Raw genomic sequence first — 25819 nt, forward strand, 5'->3', positions numbered from 1 at the left:
TGCCCGACAGCTTCATCGACCACGACACCCCCAAGGCCCAGTACGACGCCGCCGGCCTGTCCGCCCGCAGCATCGTCGAAACCGCCCTCAACGCTCTGGGGCAGTCAGGAAGAGCGGTGCCGGTCCGCGCCTGAACAAGGCGGCAAGGCCCAGCCACGATGGACTCGATCCACAGCCGCATCGTCGGTGCGTCCACGCGGCATCCATGGCAGGTTGCCATCCTGGGATGCCTGTTGGCATTGCTGGCCCTGATCTACACCGGGCGGCACTTCGCCATGACCACGGACACGGCGGAACTGATTTCCACCGACCTTGAATGGCGCCAGCGCGAGATTGCCTTCGATGCGGCCTTTCCGCAGCTGGAGGACCTGATCCTGGTTGTTGTGGATGGCGCAACACCGGAGCTGGCGGATGACGGGGCGCAGCGGCTGACGGAGGCGCTCCGCGCAAAGCCGGAACTGTTTCGTAGCGTCCGGCAACCGGAAGGCGGAGAATTCTTCGCCCGCAATGGCCTGCTGCTCTTGCCACGGGAAGACGTTGCCCGAGCAATGGAACAGCTGGTGAGGGCTCAGCCCTTTCTGGGACCTCTTGCCGCCGACCCAAGCCTGCGCGGCGTTATAGCGATGTTGTCCACGGTGCTGCAGGGCGTCCAACGCGGCGAGGCGCCCTTAGCCATTCTGGAGCCAGCAATGCGGATGCTGGCCGAGAACTTCGAAGCAGTGCTGCAAGATCGCCCTGCATTTTTTTCCTGGCGACGGCTGATCGCCGGCGACGCCGGAAGAGAAGGGCCGCCAGCCCGCCAGGTTTTGCTGGTACAGCCCGTGATGGATTTCACTGCCTTGCAGCCGGGGGCCGCCGCAAGCCAGGCGATTCGTGATGAGGCAACATCTCTCGGTCTGCGACCGGACACGGGCGTACAGGTCCGCCTCACGGGCCCGGTGCCCCTGAGCGATGAGGAGTTCGCCTCGCTCGCGGAAGATGCAGGCCTCGTCACAGGAACCATGCTGGCGGCGTTGATCGGCATATTGTGGCTGGCTGTGAAGTCCTGGCGGATCGTGGCGGCGATCCTCGCTAGCACGCTGCTGGGCCTGGTGATGACAGCGGGACTGGGTCTTCTGGCAACCGGGCGCTTCAACCTGATTTCGGTGGCCTTTATCCCCCTGTTTGTCGGCCTGGGCATCGACTTCAGCATCCAGTTCAGCGTGCGCTACCTTGCGGCATTGCGAGGAATGGAGAACGCGCCGGCCGCCTTGCAGGAAGCAGGGCGAAGCGTCGGGCGAGGATTGGCGCTTTCGGCCGCCGCGATCGCCGTCGGTTTCTTTGCCTTCCTGCCGACCAGCTATTTGGGCGTGGCTGAACTGGGGGCCATCGCCGGCCTTGGCATGGGCATCGCCTTTCTGCTCAGCGTCACGCTGCTGCCGGCCCTCCTGGTGCTCTTCGGCAGAAAGGGGCAAGGCCTGGCGGAGGCCGGCTTCCCGATGCTGGCGCCGATGGAAAGATTGTTGGCGCGCCAACGCGGAGTCGTGCTGATCCTGGCCGGTCTCACCACCGTCGGCTGCGTGTTCCTCCTGCCGCAAGTGCGGTTCGATTTCAATCCGCTGCACATGCGGAGCGAACGGGTCGAATCCATGGCGACCCTGCGTGACCTTACCGCCGATCCCAACCGCACTCCCAACGGCATCACCGTTCTTGCTGAAAGCCAAGCCCGAGCGGCCGAGATGGCGCAGCGGCTTTCTGCGCTGCCGGAAGTGTCGCGCGCACTGACCCTCGCGGATTTCGTGCCGGATCAGCAGGAAGAAAAGCTCGATCTGATCGGCGACGCGGCGATGTTCCTTTCGCCCGTCCTCGACGGCTTTGCGCCGGCACCTCCGCCGTCCGATGAGGAAGTGGTCCGTGCCCTGGAGGAAACGGCCGCTCTGCTGCGGAGCGTGCAAGGCAGTGCCGGGCAGGATGGACCTTCCGCCGAGCGCCTTGCCAACGCGTTGCAAGGTTTGCGCGACGCCCATGCCGCGGTGCGCGAGCAGGCAGCGGCAAGCGTTGTGGATCCGCTCCGCATCCTGCTCAGGCAGATCTCGGACCTTCTGCAGGCGGGGCCTGTGACACGGGAGGATCTGCCGCAAGACCTCGTTGCCGATTGGACTACGCGCGACGGTCGCTTCCGGGTACAGGCCTTTCCTCAGCCCGGATCGGAAGGCAACGCAGAGCTGATCGCCTTCTCCGAGGCGGTGCAGCGTATCGCTCCGGAGGCGACGGGTGTTCCCATTTCCATCCGCGCGGCGGGTGACATGATCGTCACGGCGTTTCTTCAAGCCGGCCTTTTCTCCTTCTGCGCCATTGTTGCGCTGCTGGTGTTCGTGTTGAGGCGGCTGCGGGACGTCGTGCTTACCATGCTGCCGGTGCTGCTGAGCGGTCTTCTGACGCTGGCGACCTGCGCCGCCTTCGGCCTGCCGCTGAACTTCACCAATATTATCGCGCTTCCCTTGCTCTTTGGGATTGGCGTGGCGTTCAACATCTACTTCGTCATGGCGTGGCGGCGCGGCGAGACGGCCTTGTTGCAATCAAGCCTGACCCGGGCAGTTATCTTCAGCGCGTTGACCACGGCCACCGCCTTCGGGGCGCTTTGGCTTTCGAGTCATCCCGGAACCGCGAGCATGGGGCGATTGCTGATGCTGTCCTTGGGATGGGAGTTGCTGGTGACCTTGCTGTTCCGTCCGGCGCTGCTCGCGCGGCCCGCTGCCCCATGAGGCTCGTGGCCGCCTCCGTCTTGATCCTGGGGTTGAGCGCGTGCGCAGCCCGTCCTGGCGGGATAGCAGGCGATCCGTTGGAGACCTTGAACCGCGAGGTGCTGCGCCTGAACACGGCTGTCGACGACGCTGCCATCCGACCGGTGGCGCAGGGGTACCGGGCGACGATGCCGGCCTATGGAAAGCAGCGTGTGAATGCCTTCCTGCGCAATCTCGACTCTCCGCGGGTTTTTGCCAACCAAGTGCTTCAGGTGCGGGTGGAGGATGCAGCGACGACGCTGCTGCGGTTCGTGTTCAACTCAACGCTTGGATTGGCGGGCTTCTACGACATTGCGGGATCATGGGGCATGTCGCGCAGCGAGGCCGATCTCGGGCAAACTCTGCATGGCTGGGGCCTTGGTGACGGGCCTTATTTGGTGCTGCCGCTCGCCGGGCCCTCGAACGCCCGGGATGCCGCAGGGCTGCTAGGGGATCTGGCCGTGAACCCGTTGAACTGGATTCTACCCTGGGAAGCCACTGCGGGCCGCATCGCGACGAACGGGCTTGTTCTCCGGGAACGCAACATTGAGAGCCTCGATGAACTGCGCCAAGGTTCCTTTGATTACTATGCCCGCCTGCGCAGCGTCTGGCAGCAAAACCGGGATGCCGAGCTCGGGCGTGCAGGACCCATGCCCGCCGATACAGCTCCGGCAGACGCGGAGCCGCAGCTGCTCGACGACCCGGAGGCGCCACCTCCTTGATCTGACGGAGGGATCAGGCCAGCGTCAGCTGCGCAGCAGCTCGGCCGTGCGGCGCCGCAGCTCGCCGATCAGACGGCCGGCGCCGCCATCGGACAGGATGGAAGCGAAATCCGCCCGGCGAGAGGCGAGCTCGCTAATGGAGCCGGACAGGTAAACATCGACGATGCACCACTGCCCCCCGCGCTGTCGCAGCAGGTAGCCCAGGCGAACCGGATCCTGCCCTGGCCTGTTGAGCAGCGTACGCACCATCCGGTCGCCATTGCGAAGCGTCGATTCGCCTTCGGTGGTGAAGCTCTCGCCGGCAAAGCCGTTAAAGCGGCTGGCGTAGGTGGCAATCGACCAATCCGAGAAAGCCCGGCTTAGATCCGCCTGCGTGTCCGACGGAACCGACGTCCACCCAGGACCGACGGCGATCCGCGTCATGGCAGCAAGGTCGAAGCTGGATTCCATGACGGGCCGAAGCCGTTCGAAGCGGCCGCGGGTTCCGACGCGGGACGCCTCACGCATCACGTCGAGCAGGGCTCCGTGCAACTTCTCCACCACCTGAGTGGGCTGAACCTGGGCGCGCACCGTGCCAGGCGCCATCATCAGCGCAGCCAACAAGCCGGGCAGAAGGCGGCGGTGCATCAGGAAAGACAAGGCGGTACCGGTACGAAGCATGTCAGATCCATACAGGGATGCCCACTGCAGATGAAGCCCCCCCTCTTGCGTATGGCGGCACCATCAGGCAGCGATCACATGCTGTGTGGTGGCGGACTTGGACAATGCCTGGCCGGCGAGGACGGCTGCCAGGCGTTGCGCCAACTCCTGCGCCGCAGCCCCGACAACCAGTCCATGGTGGGTGGTATCCATCAACTCGATCCGCAGCGCACCCGCGTTGCGTCGCCACGCAGGCAGCGAATCGCAACTTCGCCCATCACGTCGCTGTGCCCTGAACAGCGTTACTTCTCCCGCGTAGGCAGCAGGGCGGTAGCGGGCATAGGCCAGTTCACAGGCCGCGCGAACGCGCGCCAGTGGCTCAGGCAGCCTCGTTTGATCCGGCGCTGCGTCGCGATGGCGCGGACGTGCCCCAAGGGCCATGCGTAAGGCGTCAGCCAAATTGCCTGCCTCATCCCGGAGGTAACGCATCTTGCCGCTTCCGTTCAGGCCGCGCATCGCATCCCGGTAAACCGCAAGGCGTCCGAGCCTGTAGCGCAGCCATTCACCACGGCGCAAATGCCCGGGGTGAAAGCCGGCGTCGATGATGCCGAGGATCTCCACGGCCTCGCCACATGCCCGCAGGGTCCTTGCCATCTCCAGCGCCACAATTCCGCCGAACGAGTAACCGCAGAGGGCATATGGACCCCCGGGCTGAACATCACGCAGTGCCTCGACATACGAGGAGGCCATCGCTGCAACGCTATGCTGCGGCAAATGGTCGGGATCGAGTCCAAGAGCCTGTACGGCGTAGACGGGGCGTTCTGTGGCGGCTGCCAAGGCAGCCAGAAAGGCCCGTTGTTCGAGCACTGTGCCAGAAATTCCATGCACGCTGAAGATTGGCCGCCCTGTGCCCGCATGGACCCGAACGATCACACGTTCAGCTGAAGCATGCCCGCTTAGGACGGCGTCGGTAACGGGGCCCAGGCGCCGCAACTCGAACAAGAGCCCCATGGGCATCCGCAGTCCCATGCTGCGTTCCACGGTCGCAGCGAGCGTCATGGCGGTAAGGGAGTTACCGCCAAGGTGGAAGAAATCATCTTCCTCCCGGAGTGGCGATACGCCGAGCACCGACTCCCAGATGGCCCTCATGCACTCCTGAGGAGTGGCGCCTTTGGACAGAGGTCCTGCCGGCGTCCGGCCCGCACCGTCGTGCAGGCGCAGGGCGGGATGAGATACGATTTCCTTGAGGCATTCCGGGTTACGCAAGGCGGCAAGGTTGACGAGGGGACGATGGTTCAGTGCATCGGCCGCAGCGCGTTCCGACCGCTTGCCGCTATGGGTGAGTGGCAGTTGGCTGACCTGAGCGATCACTGCCGGAACATGAGCCGCGGAGTTGCGCTGGCCGATGATCCTCTTGATGCTCAGCGTCAATGCATCGTCGAGATGAGCATTCCCGCGCAGAACAACGAGCAACACAATCCGGGTGCTTCCATCGGGTAGCGTTTGCTCGACGGCAAGGCCTTCATCCAGCTCGGCGATCTCGGACAGGGCAGCGTAGATTTCGGCAGGACCGACCCGAATGCCGCGCACGTTCAGGATGCCGTCGGATCGCCCATGCAACCGCCATCCTCCGGATGGTGTTCGCGAAACAAGGTCGCCATGCGTCCAGTAGCCTGGGTTCTGGGCGAAGTAGGCGGCATGGAAACGGCTGCCGTCTTCGTCGTGGAGAAAGCCCAAAGGTCGCGAAGGGAACGGCTTGGCGCAGACCAGCTCGCCGACACCGTCAGAGCTTTCCGCACCAAGTGCGCGGACATCGATGCCGAGGCTGCGGCAGGATGATTCTCCGGCGTTCACAGGCAATTCCGGGTGGCCGAGAACAAAGCAGCCAATGATGTCCGTGCCGCCCGATATGGAGTGCAGCGGAACATCCTTCACATTCGACGATACCCACTGGTACTGGCCCGGTTGCAGGATCGAACCTGTCGAGAGAATTGTGCGCAGCGCCGCGAGCTGGAAGCGCCAGGCAGGCGCGACGCTGTGCTCTTCGCACAGTCTTAGGTAGGGGGGGCTGGTGCCAAAAACGCTGACCTGCTGCTCTTCCACAATCCTCCACAAACTCTCTGGATCGGTAACAGGACCGTCATAGAGCACAAGGGTCGTGCCACCTGCTAGCGCCGTGAGCTGCCAGTTCCACATCATCCATGCACAGGACGTATGGAAGAACAGACGGTCTGCCGGACCAAGGCCACAATGCAGACGATGCTCCTTGATGTGCTCGGTCAGTGTGCCGCCTGCGCCATGCACGATGCATTTCGGCTCGCCTGTTGTGCCGGACGAGAACAGGATGAAGAGCGGTTGATTGAAAGGATGTCGAACCCATTGGATATCCGGCGGAACGGACGGCAGTGGCCCCAACAGGTGCAAAGCCAGTTGAAGAGGCACAGCGGGGGCAGCAGGCTCTTCGTCAAGCAGCAGCAATCCCAGCCTTGGTTGAAGCTCAACGCCCAGTCCAAAAATGCGGGCTCCGGCAGCCTGGTTCTGCACGCCAGCAAAGCATGATCCGACAAGGAGGTCTGGCTGCAACCGGCGGAAGCGCGCAAGAATGGCTTCATCCCCCATTTCCGGCGCCGTGCTCGAGAAGCTGGCGCCCAGGGCAGCAACAGCCAGGCATGTGATGATCGCGTGGTCGTCATTGACAAAGACGCCCGCGACGCGCGTGCCTTCGACGACTCCCAGACCTCGCAGTACCTGGATGGAGTGAGCCACCCGCAGATGCAGTTCCGCCCAGGTGACGATCCTTGATGAACCATCGGCCTTGCAGGCGATCAGCGCAGCCTCGCCCGGGCGGCGCTGATGCCTACCCGCGAGAACACATTCAGTGAAGTTCAGTCGTAGGTTGGGGAAGAAGCGAGCAGCCTCGATGCTATCCCCCTCCCAGGCAGGTTCATGGCTTCCTTCAGTCGGAAGCTCCGACCAGTCGATGATCAGTGGCCAGAAGCATCGCGCTTGATCCACGGCAAAGGTGTCCAGGGCCGCAACATCGTGGAGGTCGCTTCCGGTGCGCTCGGCGCAGAAGCGACGAAATTGGGCTGCAGTCCTCGTCTGGCTCAGGCGAAGTTCACGGTCGTACACGCCGCTCTCCTTGGAACAGCCGACGGCAATGCCCTGCGGCACTGCTTAGGCTCGCATCGGCGCCCCCTCGGGAACGGTCCTGCAGGGCGCTGAAAACTTTCGGATAAGAAGGAGGGCGGGATTTGATGCTGCGAGCAACGGCCCGCACCCATCACATTAAATTCAATCCACGTCTGGACGGAGAGTGAGAAGCATCAGGCGCGGAGAGCAGTGGTTGTGGTGCATCGAGAAGCTCTTGCGGGCCTGATGTATGAGCCGGCACCAAAACAATCGGAGCATCTCAAGAATCTACTCCCGTGAGACAAAGCGCGGCTGGGGGAGGTGCGTCCAGATATCCGCGCACATTTTTGTCAGCTGGCAACCGAAACGAACCCAGAAAGAATGCTGCTTGTCGCGGAACTTTCTAAAGGTCATGGTCAGGGTAGCCATTGTGCAGCGCAGTGTCGCCAGCCCGGACGCTCAACGTTCCCGCTGACGCAGCTAGGCGAGAACCAACAATGCGTGTTGCCCTTGTTCATTATTGGCTGGTCGGCATGCGCGGCGGCGAGAAGGTTCTGGAATCCTTGTGTGAGATGTTTCCGGATGCGGACATCTTCACGCATGTGTATGTGCCGGACAGGATTTCTGACACCATCCGGAGGCACAAGGTCACCACGACCATGATCGCCCGTCTGCCATTCGCGCATCGGATGTATCAGTCCTACCTGCCGCTGATGCCGTTGGCGCTGGAGCAAATCGATCTCCGCAACTACGACCTTGTGATCAGCAGCGAGTCCGGTCCAGCAAAGGGTGTGCTGACACGGCCGGATGCTCTGCATGTCTGCTACTGCCATACGCCCATGCGCTATATCTGGAACATGTATCAGGATTACCGGGATGGCGCGTCAAGGCCGATGCGTGCGGTGATCCCGTTTCTGGCCCATCGCCTGCGCAACTGGGATTACAGCTCCGCGGCCAGAGTGGATTACTTCATAGCCAATTCCAGAACCGTTGCTGAGCGCATCAACAAGTATTATCGGCGACCAGCCTCGGTCGTTCATCCGCCAGTCGATCTCGGCACCTTTTCCACCACGCGGCGCGACGTTGAAGCGGACGATTTCTATCTCGTGGCCGGACAGCTTATCCGCTACAAGCGGGTGGATCTCGCCATTGAGGCTTGCAGAGCGCTCGGCCGCAGGCTTGTGGTGATCGGTAATGGTGGCGAGCACGACGAGCTCGCACGCGGCGCCGGACCGCTGGTGCAGTTCCTCGGCCGCGTCGATGATCATACCCTCCGCTCCTATTACGCCCGTTGCCGGGCTCTACTGTTCACTGGCGAGGAGGACTTTGGAATCGTTCCGCTGGAGGCTATGGCCTGCGGTCGTCCAGTAATCGCCTACGGTCGTGGAGGTGCCACCGAAACCGTGGTGAATGGCCTTACGGGTCTGCTGTTCCATGAGCAACGAGTTGCGTCGCTGGTTGATGCCATCAGGCAGTTTGAGGCGATGGAGAAGGGCTTCGATCCTGCTCGCATCGCAGCCCATGCGGCGCGCTTCTCCAAGGATGAGTTCCGCCGGCAGTTCCTGGCGAGGCTCGAAATCGCCATGGAAGAGCATGTGCCGAGGCTTTCCCCCCCGACCGAGGCGTGGATGGGGCGGCAGCGAACCGTGGCTATGCCTCTCCCCGCATCCGCGCCACTCGCTGCGGATTGAGGCGCGCACGGATGAGCAATTTGTCTGTCCTGCATGTGATCGGTGACGGTTCCATGGGGGGCGGCACCACGGCCGTACTGCAACTGGCATCCCGCATGGCAGTGCTGGGCGTCCGCGTCGGCATCGTGACACAGCCGGGAACCGAGCTTGCCAGGACAGCGCCGGCGCAGGGCGTCACGGTGCATGAGCTGGATTTTTCCCGTCGGCTCGCGTCGCCCTTAACGTCGCGCGCGCTCCAGCGCATCCTGGTGAAGAGCCGGCCTGACCTGGTGCATGCACATGGTGCTAGGGCCGGCCTGCCTTGTGCACTCCTCACACGCCGCGCATTTCCGGCCTTCGTCTACACCGTTCACGGCTTCCATTATCAAAAGAAGCGCGCTCCTCTGCGGCAGTTGGCACGGATCAGCGAAGGGAAGTGCATCGCCCGGGCCGACGCCACTGTTTTCGTGTCGCAAGCCGACAAAGCGCTGGCCCGCGCCGACGGCCTGCTGCAGGATCGGCAGATCGGCGAGGTCATCTATAACGGCTCCGACGGACTTGCGGGGGCCGTGCTGAGAACATCCACGCATGACGTGGCGTTTCTCGGCAGGTTGCACCACCAGAAGAACCCCCTTCTGCTGGCGGAGATCGCGCGCTTGGCCACCGGGCTGCGCTTCCGCATTATCGGTGACGGTCCTCTAGGTCCTGCCTTGCGGGCGCGCGTGGAAGAACTCGGCATGACGAGCCGGTTCAGCTTTCTGGGCGGCCTGTCGCATCACGCTGCCCTCTCCGCATTGGCCGGATCACGCTGCATGGTGCTGCCTTCCCTCTGGGAAGGCCTGCCGATGGCTGTTATCGAGGCCATGCATCTTGGCCTGCCGGTTGTCGCCACCGACATGCCGGGACTGCGCGAGATGATCCTTCCGGGCAAAACCGGAGATCTTGTTCCTTCCGGTGATGCCCGTGCCTTTGCTGCCAGTCTGGTTTCGCTGCTGGCCGATGATGCGGGGCTCCGGACGCTAGGCGATGCCGCCCGGCGCCGAGCCGCCGACCTGTTCTCACTGGATGCCCAGCTCGACCGCCATCTCGCCCTGTATCGGCGGCTGCTTTCCCCGGAGACGCTGACGTCGCCCGAACCAATGGGCGAGCTGGCCCTGTGACTGCCGATGCCCGTGGAACAGCGTCCAGAAGCAGCCTACGCCTGGTGATGCGGGCTCTGTCGGCCCTCCTTGGTGGCACCGTCGCGGCATCCCTTCTCGCGGTTAGCGCGCAGATGGTGCTGGCCCGCTCGCTGACGGCGGCCGATTATGGCCGCTTCGCTGCCCTGCTGGCGGCCGCCAGCCTGGTGACGCCCGTGGCCTCCGCAGGGGTCAACTGGTTCCTCGTGCAGGCCTTTGGAGCTGAGGGAGAAGCGGCACGAAGGTGGCTGCGGCCTCTTGGCCGGGTTCTGCTGATGGCCGGCGTGGCCGCGGCGCTGTTGTTCTCCGTCTACGCGCTGTTGGGCAGCAGCGCCGAGCCTTGGCAGCGTTCCTGGATCCTGCTGGGCGGGCTGGCGATGCTCGCGGGGCAGGCTGCCGCCGAGCTGGCCTCCGCGCGGCTGCAGATCGAGGAACGCTTTTCCACCCTCGCCCTCTGGCAGTGCGTCACGCAGGCAATGCGCATGGGGCTTCTTCTGGTCTTTGTTCTCTCGTCATCGTCGGCGATTTCGTTGGAAGCGGTGATCCTGCTGTATGCCGCCACCGGCTGTGTCGTCACTGTGGTTGGCATCTGGCTGATGGTGCCGCTTTGGCACGGCGGCGGGCTCCGCCTCAGGAATCGTAATGTCGCAGCCGGTGCGGAGAGGATGGCCTGTATCAGCCCTTCGCTCCGCATGACGCTGGCGCAGGCAGCACCCTTTGCGCTCATGACCATCTTTTATGTGGTCTACTTCCAGTGGGCTGTTGTTCTGCTGGACTGGCAGCTCGGGGGCGCGGCGGCGGGCGCCTACAATGCGGCCCTGCTGCTGATCGCGGCAGCCTCCATGCTGCCCCAGGTCATCTACATGAAGTTCCTGACGCCGATCATCGCCCGTTGGTCGGTGCATGACAGGCCGCGGTTTGGCGCGCTCCTGCATCTGGGTGTGATCGGCATGTTCTGCAGTGGCGCCGCGGGCTGCATTGTTCTTGTTCTAGGCGGGCCCTGGATTATTCCCGCCCTGTTCGGCCCATCGTTGGCGGAGGCCGTGCCGATCCTGGCCATTCTGGCACTCGGCCTGCCTGTGCGTTTCGTGCAGGCGTCCTATAGCGCCAGCTTCGTCACACCTCGCGAGGTGGCGTGCAAGGTGCGCTATCTGGGCGTCGCGGCAGCCTGCGGCGTCACCGCGAATCTTTTGCTGGTGCCATTGCAGGGTGCAGAAGGTGCCGCCTGGGCAGCCCTGTTGAGCGAGGTGGTACTGCTGGCGCTGCATGTGCACGGCACGCACCGCACCATCGAAGGTGTCTCGATCTTGGACACCTTCAGCCCCGCCACACCCCGCCGAGCGCTTCGGCTGCTGATGGGGGGAAGGCATGCGGGCTAGCGGGCATATCGCATCAGGGCTCATTCTCGGCCTGTTCGTGGCAGCTTTGTCATCCGCCGGGGCCGAAGCCGGCGAACGCCTGCGTGGCTGGATCGGAAACACAGGTGTCACGGCCGGACTAGGTGTGAACGTTCATTTTCCACCGGGTCGACCGCATGATTTCGAGCGCATCAGCAAGCTTGGTTTCCGCATCATCCGCACGGATCTGCTTTGGGCTTCCGTGGAGCGGCAGCAGGGTGCCTATGATTGGGGCCGGATAGATCGGCTTCTGTCAGCTATGGAGGCGCATGGCCTCAAGCCGCTGCTGATCCTGGCCTATTCCAATCCGTTATATGCGGCACGGGAAGCAGGGAGATCGAGCTCCCCCTCGCTGGCTTTTGCAGCGCCGCAGCACGGCGAGCCGCGCATCGCCTTCATGCGCTTCGTTGCCGCGGCTGCGCAGCGGTATCGCGGAAAGGTGGCGTGGGAGATCTGGAACGAGCCGGACCATAATTTCGGCAATCCTGTGAACCTGCACAGCTTCATCGACTTCGCGGGTGAGGCTTGCCGTACCCTTAGGCATCATGATCCGGATGCCGTCGTGATGGGGCCGGCCGCATCAGGCTTCCTCTGGTGGTTTCTGGACGATTTCGTGCGCGCCGATGCCGGTGCCTGCTTCGATGCCGTGAGCGTGCACCCCTACCGCGACCGCTCGCCGGAGGATGTGCTGGAGGATTGGGGCCGCCTGCACGGCAGTTTGCGCCGCATCACCGAAGGGCAGGGGCGCACGTTGCCCGAGCGGGTCAATAGCGAGTGGGGCTTCTCCTCCATGGGCGGCGAGTGGAGCCGCGAACGCCAGGCCGCCTATGTGTCACGGCTGTGGCTGCTTGACCGCATGGCTGGCGTGCCGATGAGCATCATCTATGACTGGTGGGACGATGGTCCCGACCCTGCGGAGAAGGAAGCAAGCTTCGGCATCGTGGACCATCACGGACGCCCGAAGCCGCTCCACGCGGCCTTGTCGAACCTGATCGGAGCGCTGGAGGGATTCAGTTACCTCGGCCGCATCCAGGTGAGCCAGCCACAGGCGTACCTGCTGCTGTTCCGCCAGGTGGATGGCATGACCCAGCGCATCGTAGCCTGGCACACGGGAGGGGCGACAGAGGACATTGCTCTGCCGGTGATCCCCTGCAGCGCCTCGGACGATGGAAGTGGATGCGGTCCGCTTCCGGCCGGAATCCGCCTGCGCCTCGATGCTGCTCCGCAAGTCTTTCAGGTTACGGCGCAAGGCTTGCGCCATCTGGAAGGAGTGCCATGAGCGCGGCACACCCTCCGCTGTCAGCCTCAGGCGAGGATGAAGTCGCTCTGGCCAGGTGCGGCCACGTGATCCAGCGTCATGGTCGCTCCACTTCCGAACTCCGTCAGCATCGCCGCCCCGCCATCCTGTGGGGTCGGCTGCCAGCTCACGCGACTGGAGCTGATGCCGAGCAACTTGATCCTGTCGACGCCGCGGGCACAGTCGCTGATCATGTCCTGCCCCTCATTGCCCCAGGGCGCGAGGATCTCGCCGTTTCTGCCGCCGGCCATGCGCTCAATGCCGGGACCACCCTGCAGAATGTCGTTGCCAACGGCTCCAGTCAGCGTGTCATGGCCGCGATTGACGTTGATCGCATCTTCTGCGGCGCCGCCGCTCACCCAATCCTTCCCGGTATTGCCGGTCGGCCTGTTAATCCCAGACGTCCCGTCCTTGAACGTCGACGTGGTGCTCGGCAGCATCGCCCGCTCGGGTGTCAGGGCCATCGTGGAACCAGGTTGGAGCCAATCAAGGGGCCGTTCGGGTTCCCCCGGTACATCCGGATGCCATCGGCCTGTTTTTCTGGGCGCCTTGCAACCACCCGGCATCCCTGAAGGGAGCGAAAAACATCATGAGCCGCCTGCCTGCTGTGGACGCTTCCATGGCCTCTCTGTTGGACGAAGCTGTTCGGCAATCCGGCCCGGCGCAGACGATCGACCAGATCCTCCGGGCTATCCGCCGCGAATGGCGGGTGCTGTTCATGGTTGCGATGCTGGTGGCGTCGCTGGCGGCCACCTACCTGGCCCTTGTTGACCGGCGCTACACCGCCGGCGCCATCATCATGGCTGCCCCCCGGCAGACGGACATCGCCACCACCGACGCGGTGTCCCGCGACGCCGCCTTGCGCGTTCCGGACGTCGAGGGGGAGTTGCAGATCATGAGCTCGCCGGCCGCGCTGGCGCGAGTGGTTGAGCGCCTGGGCCTTGCCGAAAGGGCGGACCGTCTTGCTTCGGTTGCGGGCGATCCTGAACCGCTGGAGCGTGTCAGCCGCGCCGTGCTGGGGCGGCTGGCTCCTGCCGCGCTGGATCTTGCCGCGGCGGCACGGCCTGATCCGTTGCGGGACACCCATGGAAGGCTGGTCGACCAGCTCACCAACGCCGTGCAGGTGACGCCGGTCGGCCGGTCCAACCTGGCCCGCATCCGCATCAGCGCAACCGATGCCTCGCTGGCGACTGAGGTGGCCAACGCCATCGCCGACAACTACCTCGACGAACGGGTGCGCGGACGGCAGGACGCGGCAGGTCGTGCGGCGGACTGGCTGCAGAACCGTGCTCAGGAAATGCGTGGCAGCGTGCTCGATGCCGAGCGTCGCGCCGCGGAGATGCGCCTGAGCCTGCAACGGGAAGGTCGAGACCACACGCAGATCGACGCTGAGATGACCGGCCTCAACGAGCGCATCCTCCAGGCCAGGGTGGAGCAGGAGCGGGCAAGGCGGCGGCTGATCACGGCCGAGGACATGGTGCAGCGCGCGGGGCTGCTTGCGTTGCTCGATCTCGAGGAGTCGGGCGGGGGCGACCGCTACGTTGACCGCCTGCGCAGCAGCTTGGCCGAGGCGCGACAGGAGGCGGGCCGGCTGGGCGTGGATCAGGGCAGCCAGAGCCTGTCCTTGCGTGCGGCCCAGGCGCAGCAACGCATTGCGCAGGGGCAGCTCGAGACCGAAGCACGCACTCGGCTGCTGCGGGTGCAGGCCGAGAGCACGGCGGCAGCCTCCCTGGCCGCATCGCTGGAGGAAAGGTTGCTCACGTTGCGCGCCCAGGCCAACGAGCTGGGGCGTCAGCAGGTGCAGCTGCAGGCTCTGGAACTGGAGGCGAGTGCCAACCGTGCTGTGTACGAGAACTTCGTCGGCCGTTGGCGTACCACGCAACAGGTCGGCTTCGACGACACCAATGGCTGGCTGGTTTCCCCCGCCACCATCCCCGCGCATCCGACTTGGCCCAAGGTGCCCCTGGTGCTGGCCGCCGCTGCCCTGGCAGGGCTGGGCCTCGGCGCCAGTGCCGTCGGCTTCCGCGAGTTCCGCCAGAGCCGCACGCTGCGCAACGGCGACGATGTGGCGCGCCACCTCGGGGTTGTCCGGCAGCTTGGCCTCGTGCCGCGCCTGCGGCGCCGCGACGGCGCAGCGGTGCGGGCGGTTCTGTCCGGCGCACCGCACGCCTTCGCGGAGGCGATCATGGGCCTGCAAGACCGCCTTGCCCTGGCGGCTCCTGCGCAAGGCGGCCGTGTGCTGATCGTGACGTCGGCCCTGCCGCATGAGGGCAAGTCGACAACCGTTGCATCCCTTGCCGCCGCGGCGGCGTCGGGTCAGAGGGTGGCCTTGATCGATGGCGACCTGCGCGCGCCCACCCAGCATGCCGCCTTTCCGGGAAGCACGGCCCCTGGCGTTGCCGCCTATGTCGCGGGGGATGTCGCCGTTTGGCGGCAGGCCGGCCACGACGATGAGGCGAGCGGTGTATTCGTGATGCCGGCCGGAAGCTGGCGTGGCAGGCCGCAGGATTTCGCCCGCTCGCCCCGATTGGCCACAATGCTGCAGGCCATGCGGAAAGAGTTCGACCTGATCCTGATCGACACACCGCCCGTACTGGTGGCCAGCGACACGCTGACGCTCAGCACCCTGGGCGACGGCGTCGTGCTCGCGGTGCGTTGGGCTGCCACGCCAACCGCGGCGGTGCGCGAGGCCCGTCTGGAGCTGTTGAATGCCGGCGTGGAGGTGACGGGTGTTGTGCTGACGCAGGTGGATCTTTCCCGCTTCGCCACCTTCGACACGCCCGGAGCCGAGCCTTACCGCCGCCGTTACCGGAGCGCGGCCAACAGCCTGCGCATTGCGGGCGGAGGGCGCGGTTGAACGACGTCCTGGCGCCCGCAACAGCGCTCGTCCCGGCAACGCGGCCTCTTGGCCGCCATGCTGTGGCATCTGGCTTCGACATCGCTTGCGGTGTCGCAACCCTGCTGCTGATCGCCAGCATCCTGCCGGCTTTCATCGGAGGGCAGCCGGTCGGCCCGCCCGCCGCGCTGGTCGGGGCCATCCAGGAGCAAGGGGACAGCATCCGCCAGCTCGTGCTGCTCGGCCTCTACGGCCTGCACCTGGTCCTGCTTGGCTGGCTGCTGCGCCCTTGGGCCATCCGTTTCCTGGGATGGCCCCTGATGCTGTTCCTGGGATGGGCGCTGCTGTCCATGCTGTGGTCTCCCATGCCGGACCCAACCCTGCGGCGGACGGTGGCCCTGAGCGGTACGATGGCGGCAGGGCTCTTTCTGGGGCTGAGGCTTGGACCGGCGGGCCTTGCAGAAGCCTTCCGGATCAGCGCGGCGATTGTGCTGGTGGGATCGGCACTGCATGCCATTGTGTTCCCCGCCCTGGCCTTCGATCATGACGGCCACCTTCGCGGACTGTTCTCGCACAAGAATTTGCTGGGCTCCTTTCTAGCCCTGGCAGTGCTGGCATTGATCTTCCGGATGACCGGCACCCCGGCTGGGGGCTGGAGCCGCATGCTGGATGGCGGATTGCTGGCCGCCTGCCTCGGCGCCCTTCTGTTTGCGCACTCGGCTACCCCTTTGCTGGGCATGATGATGGCGCTGGGTACCTATGCCACGGTCAGCCTGATTGCCGCGGGGCACAGTCTGCCCCGCGCGATGCTGCCGGCGCTGCTCGGCTGCGGATGCGCTCTGCTGACGAATTCCGGTGTGTCGTTGAGCACAGGAGTCGCGGAGATGCTGGGCCGGGATCCCAGCTTCTCGGGCCGCACCACGGTCTGGAGCTTCGTGGCGGATGCCATCGCCGAGCATCCGTGGACTGGCTATGGCTTCGGCATCTTCTGGCTTGGCGAGGCAGCTCCGGGCGGAGTGTTCTGGTTCTGGTCGCGTCAATACGAACTGCACGCGCATAACGGTTATCTGCAATTGCTTCTGGATGCCGGAATCGTCGGAATGGCGTTGTTCCTTTGTGGGCTCCTTGTGCTGGTGCAGCGGATGATCATTTTGCTGCGCAGCGGCGACGATCCCGAACGCCTTGTTCCCTGCGCCGCATTGCTGCTGGGCTTCTTTCTGGCCTGCAACATCAGCGAGTCCCGGATCTTACAGGGCAATGACCTGCTGACCCTGCTGTTCGTCTGGACCGCCGTGCGGGCTCATCAGGAGGTCTGGCGCCGCCTCATGGCCGCCAGGATGGCACGCCAGGCAGTGCTGCTCCTCAAGGCAACCTGAGGGGCAATCGGCAATGCAGGACGCGCAAGCAACACTTTTCATTGCCGAGGAGCCTTTTCTGCCGCCCGGCAATGGCTCGTCTCAGGTTTATCTTTCTGTGGCGGAGAATCATCGACGGCGGGGTGGGAAGAGCTTCTGCATCTGCTTCTACAAGGACGCCGATCACGCCCTTTCTGCTGAGGTATGGGCAGCCTACGCACAGCGTTTCGACGGTCACCTGATGCTGCCAGGCTGGAATGGTGGAGGCGGGCTACGTGGCAAGGCCGGGCTTGCCTGGCGTGAGGCCCGGCGCTGGATCACCGGAGACGTCTTCTCCGGCCATCCCTTCCTGCATACGAAGCGGCGTGGCGTTGCCGAAGAACTGGCTTCTCTGATCCGGCACTGGCAGGTGCAGCGGGTCTACTGCCACAAGGTCAATGCCTTGCAGATGTTCGCCCCCGTGCTGGATCGGCTTCCGGGCTTGCCCGTGACGCTGGACCTGCACGACGACTTCGTGCGCAAGGCAGCGGATTACGACCACGCCTATGCCCGGCTGTTTCACGAGCTGCCTGCAGGGCTGATCGCACAGCAGCATGGCTTCGCCTGGCTGCGGCACCGCTTCCGCCGGGCACGTGAAGATCGCTCACGCGCGGTGGAACTACGCTTCCTGAACCGGTGCGAGGAAGTCGTGATCGCCTCGGACGAGGAGGCCGAGCGCTACGCTTCCTTTCCGGAGTTGCGGCAACGAGTGGTGCACCGGCCCTGGCACTACTTGAAACCAGTGGTGCGGCCACCTTCCGGCACTGCGCGCTTCGACATCGGATTCATCGGGTCCGAGGACGTGATGAACCTCGATGCGGTGGCATTTCTCCGTGACGAGATCCTGCCGCTGCTGCGGCGGCAGAAACCCGATGTGACGGTGCTGCTCGCCGGAACGCTGGCGGAGAAGGCGCGACCAATGGTGGAAAGTGTGCCTGAGATCCATATCCGCCCGCACACTAGGGATGTCGGCGAGTTCTATGCCGATATCGCGGTACCTGTGGTTCCTTTGCGCTTCGGCACGGGCGTAAGCATCAAGGTTCTGGAGGCCATGGCCTTCGGCAAGCCAATCGTCAGCACGCGGATCGGCGTGCGGGGATTGCCGCATGACGCTGTGCGGGGAATCGACGTTGCCGACGCGCCGGATTCGTTCGCCGAGGCGGTGCTGCGTCGTCTGAGGCCGGTTGCCACGGCGCCGGAGTAGCGGCTGCGGAGAAAAACCTTCTCGGAGCTTCTCTCGCCAGTGCCGCAACCTTCCAGCGCTGCGCCTTACAACCCTGGTCCGAAGTGCACTTCATGGTGACCGCTGACAGCTAGACCCCACTGGCCAACAGCGGCAGCAACGTCGACGGTGATCCTTCGGCTCAGCATGTTCCTACGAGAATCAGCCCGCCCGGCTTGATGTCGGAGGTCAGCGCCTGCACAGCGCCGACAACCGCTATTTCTCCAATTCGTGCGACAGCGCAACAAGGTCCTGAGTATGGGAATGCTTTGCCTGGCCTACGCGTAGTTCCCGCTCCGAGAGGATTTCAACAATCCTGCCGCCCTGCATAACGGCCAGCCTTTCGCAAAGATGGGCGATAACGGCCAAGTTGTGCGACACGAGGATGCAAGTGAGCTGCCGGATCTGCCGCAGATCGGCCAGCAGGTTCAGCACCTCCGCCTGCACCGAGACATCGAGCGCGCTGGTGGGTTCGTCCAGCAGCAGCACCGAGGGGCCGGCGATCAAGGCGCGCGCAATCGCCACCCGTTGGCGCTGCCCACCCGAAAGTTGGTGCGGGTAGCGGAACCGAGCCACACGAGGAAGGGCAACTTCCTCCAGAGCACGGGCAATCCGCGCTTCCGCATCCGGGACCCCGTGCACCTCCAGCGGCTCCGCCAGGATGCGATCCACGGTCTGCCGTGGATGCAGCGAGCCGTAGGGATCCTGGAACACCATCTGCACTTGCTTGAAGAAGGCCCGATCACGCCGCTGCCCGAGCCGCTTGCCATCCAGCGTCATGCGTCCGGACCAGTCGGAGTTCAGCCCGGCAATGGTGCGCAGCACGGTGGACTTGCCTGAGCCACTCTCGCCCACCAATCCGAAGGTCTCGCCTGCTTCCACCCGGAACGAGACGTCGCGCACCACATGGTTGCTGCCGAAGTGGACATTCAGCGCTTCGATCTCGATCATCCGCGACGCTCCAGCCAGATGGGATCGCGGTTCAGCGTGGGCAGCCGGACCCGCTTCTGCGACAGGCTCGGCATGCAGTCCAACAACCCGCGAGTGTAGGCATGCTTCGCACGGTGCAGATCCCGTGCCGGCAATTCCTCCATGATCTGTCCGGCATACATCACGACGACCCGGTCGCAGAATCGGGCAACCAACGGAAGGTCGTGGCTGATCAGCATCAGCCCCATGCCGCGCGCCGAGACGAGGTCCTCGATCAGCTTCAGGATTTCAGCCTGAACGCTGGCGTCCAATGCGCTCGTCGGCTCGTCTGCGATCAGAAGATCCGGGTCGGGCGCCAGCATCATCGCGATCATCACGCGCTGACCCATGCCGCCCGACACTTCATGCGGATAGGCTTCAAGGACGCGCTTCGGATCGCGGATGCGCACCTGATCCAGCAAGGTGAGGGCCGCGTCGCGAGCCTCACGCTGGCCACCCTTCTGATGTGCCAGCCAGGCTTCGGAGATCTGGCGGCCGATCGTCATCACCGGGTTCAGCGAGTACTTCGGATCCTGCATGATCAGGCCGATGCGTCCGCCGCGCAGCTGACGCATGCGGCGCTCCGGGGCGGCCAGCACGTCGATGCCATCGAAGCGCAGCGCTTCCGCCTGGATGCGCGCCGAGCCTGGAAGCAGTCGCATCAACGCCCGACCGGTGACGGATTTTCCCGAGCCGCTTTCGCCGACAATGCCCAGTTTTTCCCGACCCATGCCGAAGGAAATGCCGCGCACCGCATGGGTGAAGCCGGACGGACTCGGGAAATCCACCCGCAGATTGCGGATTTCCACAAGGTTCTGGGTCTCGCTCATCGTTGCTTGGGATCCAGCACGTCGCGCAGCCCGTCGCCCAGAAGGTTGAAGGCGAGGGAGGCGGTGAAGATGGCGATGCCGGGAATGACCGGCACCCACCACTGCTCCAGGATGAAGCGTCGGGCGGTCGCGATCATGGTGCCCCATTCCGGGATCGGCGGCTGCGCGCCCAGTCCAAGGAAGCCCAGCCCCGCCGCCGTCAGAATGATGGACGACATGTCGAGCGTCACGCGCACCGTCAGGGACGGCATGCACATCGGCGTCACATGTTTCCAGATGATGCGCCAGGGCGAGGCACCGGTCATCCGCACCGCGGCGATGTAGTCCGTGTTGCGGATAGTCAGCGTCTCGGCCCTGGCAAGCCTTGCATAGGGCGGCCAGGCCGTGAGAGCGATGGCGATGACGGCGCTTTCCACACCGGGCTTCATGGCGGCAACAAAGGCCAGGGCGAGGATCAGCCGCGGAAAGGCAAGGAAGACGTCGGTCACGCGCATCAGGATCTTGTCGACAAGCCCGCCGGCATAGCCGGCTACGCAGCCGACGATCAGGCCGAGCGGTGCCACCAGGATCACCACAGCCACCACCATGCCCAGTGTGACCCGGCCGCCATAGAGCAGTCGAGAATAAGAGTCGCGGCCCAGCTCGTCCGTGCCCAGCCAATGCTCCGCAGAGGGCGGCTGAAGGCGATTGGCGAGTTGCTGCACGCCGGGATCATGCGTCGCCAGGAGCGGCGCGAAGATGGCCAGCGCCAGCATAACCAGGACGACGGCCAGCCCGGCCACCGCCAGCCAGTTGCGCCGGAAAGCGAGCCAGAGCTGGTAGCGCCGGCCCCACCGGGCCTGGGCGCGGGAAGCGGGGCTGTCGGAAAGCAGCCAGTCACGGCGCGTTGTCGTGGACATGGCTCACTTCACCCGGGGATCGAGCAGCCGGTACAGCATGTCCGACAGCAGATTGAGCAGGACGTAGATCAGCCCGACCACCAGCGTCGCGCCCAGCACCGCATTCATGTCGGCGTTCAGCAGCGAAACGGTCAGGTACTGGCCGAGACCAGGCCATGCGAAGATGGTTTCCGTCAACACGGCGCCTTCCAGCAGCCCGGCATAGGTCATGGCCAGCACGGTGACGAGCGGCACGGCGGTGTTGCGAAAGGCGTGGCCCCATACGATCCTGAAGGAGGACAGGCCCTTGGCGCGGGCAGTGGTCACGTACTCGCTCTTCAGCTCGTTCAGCATGAAGGCGCGAGTCATGCGCGCAATATAGGCGAGAGAGAACATGGCCAGCACGCCGGCTGGCTGCGCCAGATGTTGCAGGGCATCGACGAACGCGCCCCAGTCCCGCGCGAGCAACGCATCCACCGTCAGCATGCCGGTGCGTTCGTCCACCATGCCTTCGTAGAAGATGCTCTGCCGCCCTGGGCCTGGGGCCCAGCCGAGCCGCGCATAGAACAGCAGCAGCGAGATCAGCCCGAGCACGAAGACAGGCAGGGAATGTCCGGCAAGGCAGAACAGGCGCACCAGCTGGTCTATCCAGGAGCCCTGTCGCGTCGCCGCCAGCACGCCGAGCGGGATGCCGATCACCACGGCGATGATGATGGCAACCGTCGCCAGTTCAAAGGTGGCCGGGAAGAAGCGTGCGATGTCCTGCGTCACCGGGTTCGATGTCATCACCGACGTCCCGAGGTCGCCGGACAGGATCTGTCCCAGATAGTTCCAGAACTGGATGTAGAGCGGCTGGTCCAGACCGAGCCTGAGCCGTGCCGCCTCCACCACATCCTGTGGCGCACGGTCGCCGACGATGGCCAGGACCGGATCGATCGGCACCACGCGGCCGATGAAGAAGGTGACAAGAACCAGGCCGAACAACGTGATCGGAATGCTGGCCAGCGTGCCGGAAACGGCCTGAAACCGCAGCCGCATGGCGGAGGGCCGTGCACGTCCCGGCTGTCCCCCGGCGTTGTCTCCCGGCGGCGGGGCCGCCGGGGAGATGGTGCTGTCGCTCATGCCTTGGCGATGTTGGTGTAGGAATGCCGGTCGTTCATCGGCCCCATGTCGAAGCCGCTGACCCCCTTGCGCGACACCGAAACCTCGATCTCCTGCAGCATGATGACGAAGGGCGAGCTCTGCTGGTGCTCCTTCTGGATGTCCACGTACATCGCCGCGCGCTTCTCGGCATCGGTTTCCCTGAGTGCCGCCAGCGTCTTCTTCGAAAGCTCAGGAATGTCCCAGCCGGCGCGCCAGGCGATGGTGCGGTTGCGGGCATCGTCGCTGTTGTCGGTGTTGATCGAGAAGGCCTCGGCGTTGCTGTGCGGGTCGAAGTAATCCGATCCCCAGCGGACCATGGCGATGTCGTGCTGGCGCGCGCGGGTCTTTGTGATCACGGCGCGCTGCTCGCCCGGCAACATGCGCAGCCGGATCCCGATCTCGGCAAGGTTGGCCTGGATGGCCTGGGCGATGTCGGACATGGGTGTGCCGGAGAAGTAGTCTAGCGCCACCTCGAAGCCTTCCGCATGCCCGGCCTTAGCCAGGAGGGCCTTGGCCTCGGCCGTCTTCTTGCTGAATGGGTGCTCGTTCAGCGCACCTGGGAAGCCTGCCGGCAGGAAGGCCTGGTGCACGGCGTAGGTGGTGGGCACGATGTTCTTCTGAATGGCGTCGTAGTCCAGCGCCATCTTGATCGCCTGCCGAACCTCGGGCTTCGACAGGATCGGGTGCTTCTGGTTGAGGGTCAGGTAGAGCAGGCTGGCCTTGCGGGCATACTGGACGGTGAAGTCCTTGTTGCCTTCCAGTTGCTTGACCTGATCGGCCACCAGGTTGCGGGCGATGTCCACGTCGCCGCGTTGCAGGCCCAGCAACTGCGTCGAGGGATCGGACATGTGGCGCATGATGATGCGCCGCATCTTCGGCTTGACGTCGCTGTGCGGGTTGATGTCGAGCATCACGCTCTCGCTGGCCCGCCATTGCCGGACGGAATACCCGCCGGAACCCGCGGAGTTCTGCTTCAGCCAGGCATTGCCGAGGTCGTCCCCCTGGGCGTTGGCCATCACCACCGCTTTCTCGACCACCGATCCGACGGCGGCGGAGAGGCAGTACAGCAGGAAGGAAGGCGAGGTGGCCTCGGCCGTCTCCAGCACCACGGTTCGTTCGCCGTTGGCGCGGATCTTCTGCGCCACATTATCCTTGTTGAAGCCGAACTGGTTGATGATGAAGGCGGGCGACTTGTTCATCAGCACGGCGCGAGACAGGGAGAAAGCCACGTCCTCCGCCGTCACCGGCTTGCCCGAGGCAAACTTCGGACCCTGTTTCAGGGTAAAGGTGAAGGTCTTGTTGTCAGCGGAGACATCCCACTTCTCCGCCAGCTCGCCTTCCAGGCTGGCCGGATCCGAGTTCGGCGTCGTCACCAGCTTCTGGTAGACGTTGCCGGCGATCTCCGAGGCCGTGTACTCGAAGGCCTCATGCGGATCGAGGGAGATGATGTCGTCGATCTGCTTGCCGAAGACGAGCACGTTGGCTGGCGCCTGCGCCGCGGCCGGGTTGATTCCAAATCGTGCCAGCAGCGGCAGCGTGGCCATGGCGGCGGATGCAAGCAGCAATGAACGGCGTGTGGTCATTGGGTTGGACCTCCTGATCCACGATTCTCTAGCGCCTCCCGGGGGCGCCGCGCCATGTCCGCCAGACATCATGAACAAGCGGCAATGTTAACAGGCTTGAGCGCGGCATCTTCTCGGGGAACTTGTCCGCCGGGTCGGTGCGCTGGCTTCCACCGGCGGCCAATCCGCTTTAAGCCCGGCGCCATGCCCGTCCCGATCCTGCCCCGCATCTGGTTGTTCCTTGGCGGCTTGGCCGGCCTCCTCGCCGTGGGTCTCGCCGCCTGGGCAGCGCATGGCCTGGCCCCGCGGCTGGACGAGGCTGGCCACCGCATGGCGCAGAGCGCGCTGACGATGCAGGGTTGGCATGCCCTGGCGCTGCTGGCCACCGGCCTGCTGGCCGAGCGCCGGACAGGGCGCCTGGCGCATCTGGCGGGGGGATGTTTCGTGCTGGGGATGCTGGGCTTCTGCGGCGCCATCTGGTGGCGGCTGCTGGGCGGCGGATCCCTTGGCATCGCGCCCCTGGGTGGCACGCTGCTGATGGCGGGTTGGCTGCTTCTGGCCCTCGCGGGCCTGCGGCGGCCCGCATGATCCGCGCCGTCTACCGCGCCGCCGAAGGCTTCGAGCGGGAGATCGAGGAAGAACTGCGCCGCGCGGGCATCGCTATCGAGGCGTGGCACGGCCCCCTGGCGCTGACGCAGGCGCCGCCAGTGACCTGCGCCTGGGCCCTCGACATCTGGACAGAGCCGCGCGAATTGGAGATCCCTTCCATCAAGGGCGCTGCCAATGCCTTGCGCGCCATTCAGCGCAACTGGTCGCTCGAGCCGGTGATGCATCATCGCCGCGCCGCCTTGATCGAAGCGACGCTGCCGCCGGTGAAGGCGCGTGCCCTGCGCTTTCCGGAGCCGGCACCGACCGGCCATCTCGGGGCCTGGACGCTGTTGGCCCCCGACCGGATGCTTGCCTCGCCCACCAAGACAAGTCCCTTCGTGCAGGGCCAAGTGCGGTTCGAGGAAGATCGCGAAGGCCCGCCCTCCCGCGCCTATCTGAAGCTGTGGGAAGCCCTGACGCGCCTAGGCCGCTGGCCCGGAGCGGGCGAAACCAGCCTCGATCTGGGCGCCGCGCCTGGCGGCTGGACATGGGCGCTGGCGCAGCTTGGCGGGCAGGTCATCGCGGTGGACAAGGCGGCGATGGATCCCGCCGTGGCCGCCCTGCCCAACGTGTCCATCCGTACCGAAAGCGCCTTCGGACTGGAGCCGGAGCAGCATCCGCCGGTGGACTGGCTGTTCAGCGACATCATCTGCTACCCGGCGCGGCTGCTCGGGCTGGTGCAGCGATGGATGGCTGCGGATCGTGCGCGCAACTTCGTTTGCACGCTGAAATTTCAGGGCGACACGGACCACGACACCGCCGCTGCCTTTGCCGCCATTCCCGGTGGCCGGTTGTTCCACGGCGCGCACAACAAGCACGAGCTGATGTTCTGCCTGTTGCGGAACTGACAGGCGCCAGTTTCGGGCTGCACAAGCGGCCTCGGACATGCTCTAGCCCTGTGGGATGAACCTCCTCTTCCTACCGGCCCGGCCTTGCGACCGCGTCCGATGAACCGGAAAGCCTGGCTGGCGGCCGCCATCGCCGCGATCGGCCTGCTCGGCGCCGAGCAGGTCACGCAGGGTGACCTCCTGCGCCTGGTCCGCAACCTGTTCCGCGCGGTCGAGCAGGAGCAGCGCCGGCTCCCGAATACGGATGAAGATTTCTCCGGCTTGGCACGGGTTCTCGACGGTGACACCTTCGATGTGGGCGGCGTCCGGGTGCGCATGCAGGGCATCGACGCGCTGGAAACCGAGCAAAGCTGCAACCGCCGCCAGGGCGGCCGCTTCGCCTGCGGGGAAGAGGCCACGCGCGCACTCACCGAGTTGATTGGCGGCCGGCCTGTGACGTGCGAGCCAGATGGCTCGCAGACCTATGGCCGCGTCGTTGCCAACTGCTTCGTCCCGCGGCAGGGCGGCGGACGGGTGGATCTGAGCGAAGGCATGGTGCGTTCGGGCTTTGCCTTCGATTGCCCCCGCTTCTCCAATGGCCGCTATGCAGGGGTTGAGGCGGAAGCCCGCGCTGCCGGGCGGGGCGCCTGGGCAGGGCGTTTCCAGTATCCCTGGTCTTTCCGTGACCGTGCCGGGGCCTGTGGCCGATGAAG

General features: G+C 65.0%; 20 protein-coding genes. 12 read left to right on the forward strand and 8 right to left on the reverse strand.

The genetic code is table 11. The features are described 5' to 3' along the window. Positions 1-158: 158 nt before the first annotated feature. Both ACFOD4_RS00885 and ACFOD4_RS00890 read left to right on the forward strand, forming a co-directional pair. Entirely contained in the window at positions 159-2744 is a 2586-nt protein-coding gene (locus ACFOD4_RS00885; protein ID WP_379592640.1) for an MMPL family transporter, read from the forward strand. 77 nt (positions 2745-2821) lie between these two features. Beyond that, positions 2822-3484, forward strand: coding sequence for an MlaA family lipoprotein (locus ACFOD4_RS00890; protein ID WP_379592642.1), 663 nt, complete (start codon positions 2822-2824; stop codon positions 3482-3484). A 24-nt stretch (positions 3485-3508) separates the two neighbouring features. Here ACFOD4_RS00890 and ACFOD4_RS00895 read toward each other — a convergent pair whose 3' ends face one another. Together ACFOD4_RS00895 and ACFOD4_RS00900 are read right to left on the reverse strand one after the other, a co-directional pair. Continuing rightward, positions 3509-4144 (reverse strand): ABC transporter substrate-binding protein, encoded by a 636-nt coding sequence (locus ACFOD4_RS00895; protein ID WP_379592644.1) that lies wholly within the window; start codon positions 4142-4144, stop codon positions 3509-3511. Positions 4145-4207: 63 nt separating this feature from the next. Further along, complete coding sequence (locus ACFOD4_RS00900; RefSeq protein WP_379592646.1) at positions 4208-7255, reverse strand: acetoacetate--CoA ligase; 3048 nt, start codon at positions 7253-7255, stop codon at positions 4208-4210. Positions 7256-7752: 497 nt separating this feature from the next. Here ACFOD4_RS00900 and ACFOD4_RS00905 point away from each other — a divergent pair, with 497 nt between their 5' ends. Genes ACFOD4_RS00905 through ACFOD4_RS00920 form a run of 4 tightly spaced genes read left to right on the forward strand, consistent with a single transcriptional unit; the run spans position 7753 to position 12779 of the window. After that, positions 7753-8946, forward strand: coding sequence for a glycosyltransferase (locus ACFOD4_RS00905; RefSeq protein WP_379592648.1), 1194 nt, complete (start codon positions 7753-7755; stop codon positions 8944-8946). 11 nt (positions 8947-8957) lie between these two features. Further along, the gene (locus ACFOD4_RS00910) at positions 8958-10085 is read left to right on the forward strand and encodes a glycosyltransferase family 4 protein (RefSeq protein ID WP_379592650.1); all 1128 of its coding nucleotides are present in this window, start codon (positions 8958-8960) and stop codon (positions 10083-10085) included. Positions 10086-10132: 47 nt separating this feature from the next. Beyond that, the gene (locus ACFOD4_RS00915) at positions 10133-11482 is read left to right on the forward strand and encodes a lipopolysaccharide biosynthesis protein (protein WP_379592993.1); all 1350 of its coding nucleotides are present in this window, start codon (positions 10133-10135) and stop codon (positions 11480-11482) included. After that, positions 11472-12779, forward strand: coding sequence for a glycoside hydrolase 5 family protein (locus tag ACFOD4_RS00920; RefSeq protein WP_379592652.1), 1308 nt, complete (start codon positions 11472-11474; stop codon positions 12777-12779). Before ACFOD4_RS00915 ends, ACFOD4_RS00920 begins: the two co-directional genes overlap by 11 nt. 26 nt (positions 12780-12805) lie before the next feature. On the opposite strand, the gene ACFOD4_RS00925 is transcribed toward ACFOD4_RS00920, so the two are convergent. Next, entirely contained in the window at positions 12806-13261 is a 456-nt protein-coding gene (locus tag ACFOD4_RS00925) for a calcium-binding protein (protein WP_379592654.1), read from the reverse strand. 125 nt (positions 13262-13386) lie between these two features. Between ACFOD4_RS00925 and ACFOD4_RS00930 the strand changes: the two genes are divergently transcribed. Genes ACFOD4_RS00930 through ACFOD4_RS00940 form a run of 3 tightly spaced genes read left to right on the forward strand, consistent with a single transcriptional unit; the run spans position 13387 to position 18231 of the window. Next, positions 13387-15654, forward strand: a complete 2268-nt coding sequence (locus ACFOD4_RS00930; RefSeq protein WP_379592656.1) for a Wzz/FepE/Etk N-terminal domain-containing protein — start codon at positions 13387-13389, stop codon at positions 15652-15654. After that, positions 15651-17009: an O-antigen ligase family protein gene (locus ACFOD4_RS00935; RefSeq protein ID WP_379592658.1), complete on the forward strand. Its 1359-nt coding sequence runs from the start codon at positions 15651-15653 to the stop codon at positions 17007-17009. The genes ACFOD4_RS00930 and ACFOD4_RS00935 overlap by 4 nt, the downstream gene beginning before the upstream one ends. Positions 17010-17022: 13 nt before the next feature. Continuing rightward, positions 17023-18231: a glycosyltransferase gene (locus tag ACFOD4_RS00940; RefSeq protein ID WP_379592660.1), complete on the forward strand. Its 1209-nt coding sequence runs from the start codon at positions 17023-17025 to the stop codon at positions 18229-18231. A gap of 234 nt (positions 18232-18465) precedes the next feature. Here the strand turns inward: ACFOD4_RS00940 and ACFOD4_RS00945 are convergent, their stop codons facing one another. Genes ACFOD4_RS00945 through ACFOD4_RS00965 form a run of 5 tightly spaced genes read right to left on the reverse strand, consistent with a single transcriptional unit; the run spans position 18466 to position 23652 of the window. After that, the gene (locus ACFOD4_RS00945) at positions 18466-19200 is read right to left on the reverse strand and encodes an ABC transporter ATP-binding protein (protein WP_379592662.1); all 735 of its coding nucleotides are present in this window, start codon (positions 19198-19200) and stop codon (positions 18466-18468) included. Next, positions 19197-20048, reverse strand: coding sequence for an ABC transporter ATP-binding protein (locus ACFOD4_RS00950; RefSeq protein ID WP_379592664.1), 852 nt, complete (start codon positions 20046-20048; stop codon positions 19197-19199). Before ACFOD4_RS00950 ends, ACFOD4_RS00945 begins: the two co-directional genes overlap by 4 nt. Then, positions 20045-20947: a nickel transporter permease gene (gene nikC, locus ACFOD4_RS00955; protein WP_379592666.1), complete on the reverse strand. Its 903-nt coding sequence runs from the start codon at positions 20945-20947 to the stop codon at positions 20045-20047. The genes ACFOD4_RS00950 and nikC overlap by 4 nt, the downstream gene beginning before the upstream one ends. A 3-nt stretch (positions 20948-20950) precedes the next feature. After that, the gene (locus ACFOD4_RS00960; RefSeq protein WP_379592668.1) at positions 20951-22048 is read right to left on the reverse strand and encodes an ABC transporter permease; all 1098 of its coding nucleotides are present in this window, start codon (positions 22046-22048) and stop codon (positions 20951-20953) included. After that, positions 22045-23652 carry an ABC transporter substrate-binding protein gene (locus ACFOD4_RS00965; RefSeq protein ID WP_379592672.1) on the reverse strand — a complete coding sequence of 536 codons (1608 nt, stop codon included), beginning with the start codon at positions 23650-23652 and terminating at the stop codon, positions 22045-22047. Before ACFOD4_RS00965 ends, ACFOD4_RS00960 begins: the two co-directional genes overlap by 4 nt. 183 nt (positions 23653-23835) lie before the next feature. On the opposite strand from ACFOD4_RS00965, the gene ACFOD4_RS00970 reads away from it, so the two are divergent. The 3 genes from ACFOD4_RS00970 (at position 23836) to ACFOD4_RS00980 (ending at position 25817) form a co-directional block, all read left to right on the forward strand. Beyond that, positions 23836-24219 (forward strand): DUF423 domain-containing protein, encoded by a 384-nt coding sequence (locus ACFOD4_RS00970; RefSeq protein WP_379592674.1) that lies wholly within the window; start codon positions 23836-23838, stop codon positions 24217-24219. Next, complete coding sequence (locus ACFOD4_RS00975) at positions 24216-25127, forward strand: SAM-dependent methyltransferase (protein ID WP_379592676.1); 912 nt, start codon at positions 24216-24218, stop codon at positions 25125-25127. The genes ACFOD4_RS00970 and ACFOD4_RS00975 overlap by 4 nt, the downstream gene beginning before the upstream one ends. Before the next feature lie 99 nt (positions 25128-25226). Continuing rightward, entirely contained in the window at positions 25227-25817 is a 591-nt protein-coding gene (locus tag ACFOD4_RS00980; protein ID WP_379592678.1) for a thermonuclease family protein, read from the forward strand. The last annotated feature ends 2 nt before the right edge of the window (positions 25818-25819 follow it).

This window comes from Teichococcus globiformis (genome assembly GCF_042646265.1).
Lineage (GTDB): Bacteria > Pseudomonadota > Alphaproteobacteria > Acetobacterales > Acetobacteraceae > Pseudoroseomonas > Pseudoroseomonas globiformis.

What these genes read in the sequence shown, in the direction of transcription:
- ACFOD4_RS00885 (WP_379592640.1), top strand. Translation starts at nt 159, where the DNA reads ATGGACTCGATCCACAGCCGCATCGTCGGTGCGTCCACGCGGCATCCA.
- ACFOD4_RS00895 (WP_379592644.1), bottom strand. Translation starts at nt 4,144, where the DNA reads ATGCTTCGTACCGGTACCGCCTTGTCTTTCCTGATGCACCGCCGCCTT.
- ACFOD4_RS00905 (WP_379592648.1), top strand. Translation starts at nt 7,753, where the DNA reads ATGCGTGTTGCCCTTGTTCATTATTGGCTGGTCGGCATGCGCGGCGGC.
- ACFOD4_RS00910 (WP_379592650.1), top strand. Translation starts at nt 8,958, where the DNA reads ATGAGCAATTTGTCTGTCCTGCATGTGATCGGTGACGGTTCCATGGGG.
- ACFOD4_RS00915 (WP_379592993.1), top strand. Translation starts at nt 10,133, where the DNA reads ATGCGGGCTCTGTCGGCCCTCCTTGGTGGCACCGTCGCGGCATCCCTT.
- ACFOD4_RS00920 (WP_379592652.1), top strand. Translation starts at nt 11,472, where the DNA reads ATGCGGGCTAGCGGGCATATCGCATCAGGGCTCATTCTCGGCCTGTTC.
- ACFOD4_RS00925 (WP_379592654.1), bottom strand. Translation starts at nt 13,261, where the DNA reads ATGGCCCTGACACCCGAGCGGGCGATGCTGCCGAGCACCACGTCGACG.
- ACFOD4_RS00930 (WP_379592656.1), top strand. Translation starts at nt 13,387, where the DNA reads ATGAGCCGCCTGCCTGCTGTGGACGCTTCCATGGCCTCTCTGTTGGAC.
- ACFOD4_RS00940 (WP_379592660.1), top strand. Translation starts at nt 17,023, where the DNA reads ATGCAGGACGCGCAAGCAACACTTTTCATTGCCGAGGAGCCTTTTCTG.
- ACFOD4_RS00945 (WP_379592662.1), bottom strand. Translation starts at nt 19,200, where the DNA reads ATGATCGAGATCGAAGCGCTGAATGTCCACTTCGGCAGCAACCATGTG.
- ACFOD4_RS00950 (WP_379592664.1), bottom strand. Translation starts at nt 20,048, where the DNA reads ATGAGCGAGACCCAGAACCTTGTGGAAATCCGCAATCTGCGGGTGGAT.
- nikC (WP_379592666.1), bottom strand. Translation starts at nt 20,947, where the DNA reads ATGTCCACGACAACGCGCCGTGACTGGCTGCTTTCCGACAGCCCCGCT.
- ACFOD4_RS00960 (WP_379592668.1), bottom strand. Translation starts at nt 22,048, where the DNA reads ATGAGCGACAGCACCATCTCCCCGGCGGCCCCGCCGCCGGGAGACAAC.
- ACFOD4_RS00965 (WP_379592672.1), bottom strand. Translation starts at nt 23,652, where the DNA reads ATGACCACACGCCGTTCATTGCTGCTTGCATCCGCCGCCATGGCCACG.
- ACFOD4_RS00970 (WP_379592674.1), top strand. Translation starts at nt 23,836, where the DNA reads ATGCCCGTCCCGATCCTGCCCCGCATCTGGTTGTTCCTTGGCGGCTTG.
- ACFOD4_RS00975 (WP_379592676.1), top strand. Translation starts at nt 24,216, where the DNA reads ATGATCCGCGCCGTCTACCGCGCCGCCGAAGGCTTCGAGCGGGAGATC.
- ACFOD4_RS00980 (WP_379592678.1), top strand. Translation starts at nt 25,227, where the DNA reads ATGAACCGGAAAGCCTGGCTGGCGGCCGCCATCGCCGCGATCGGCCTG.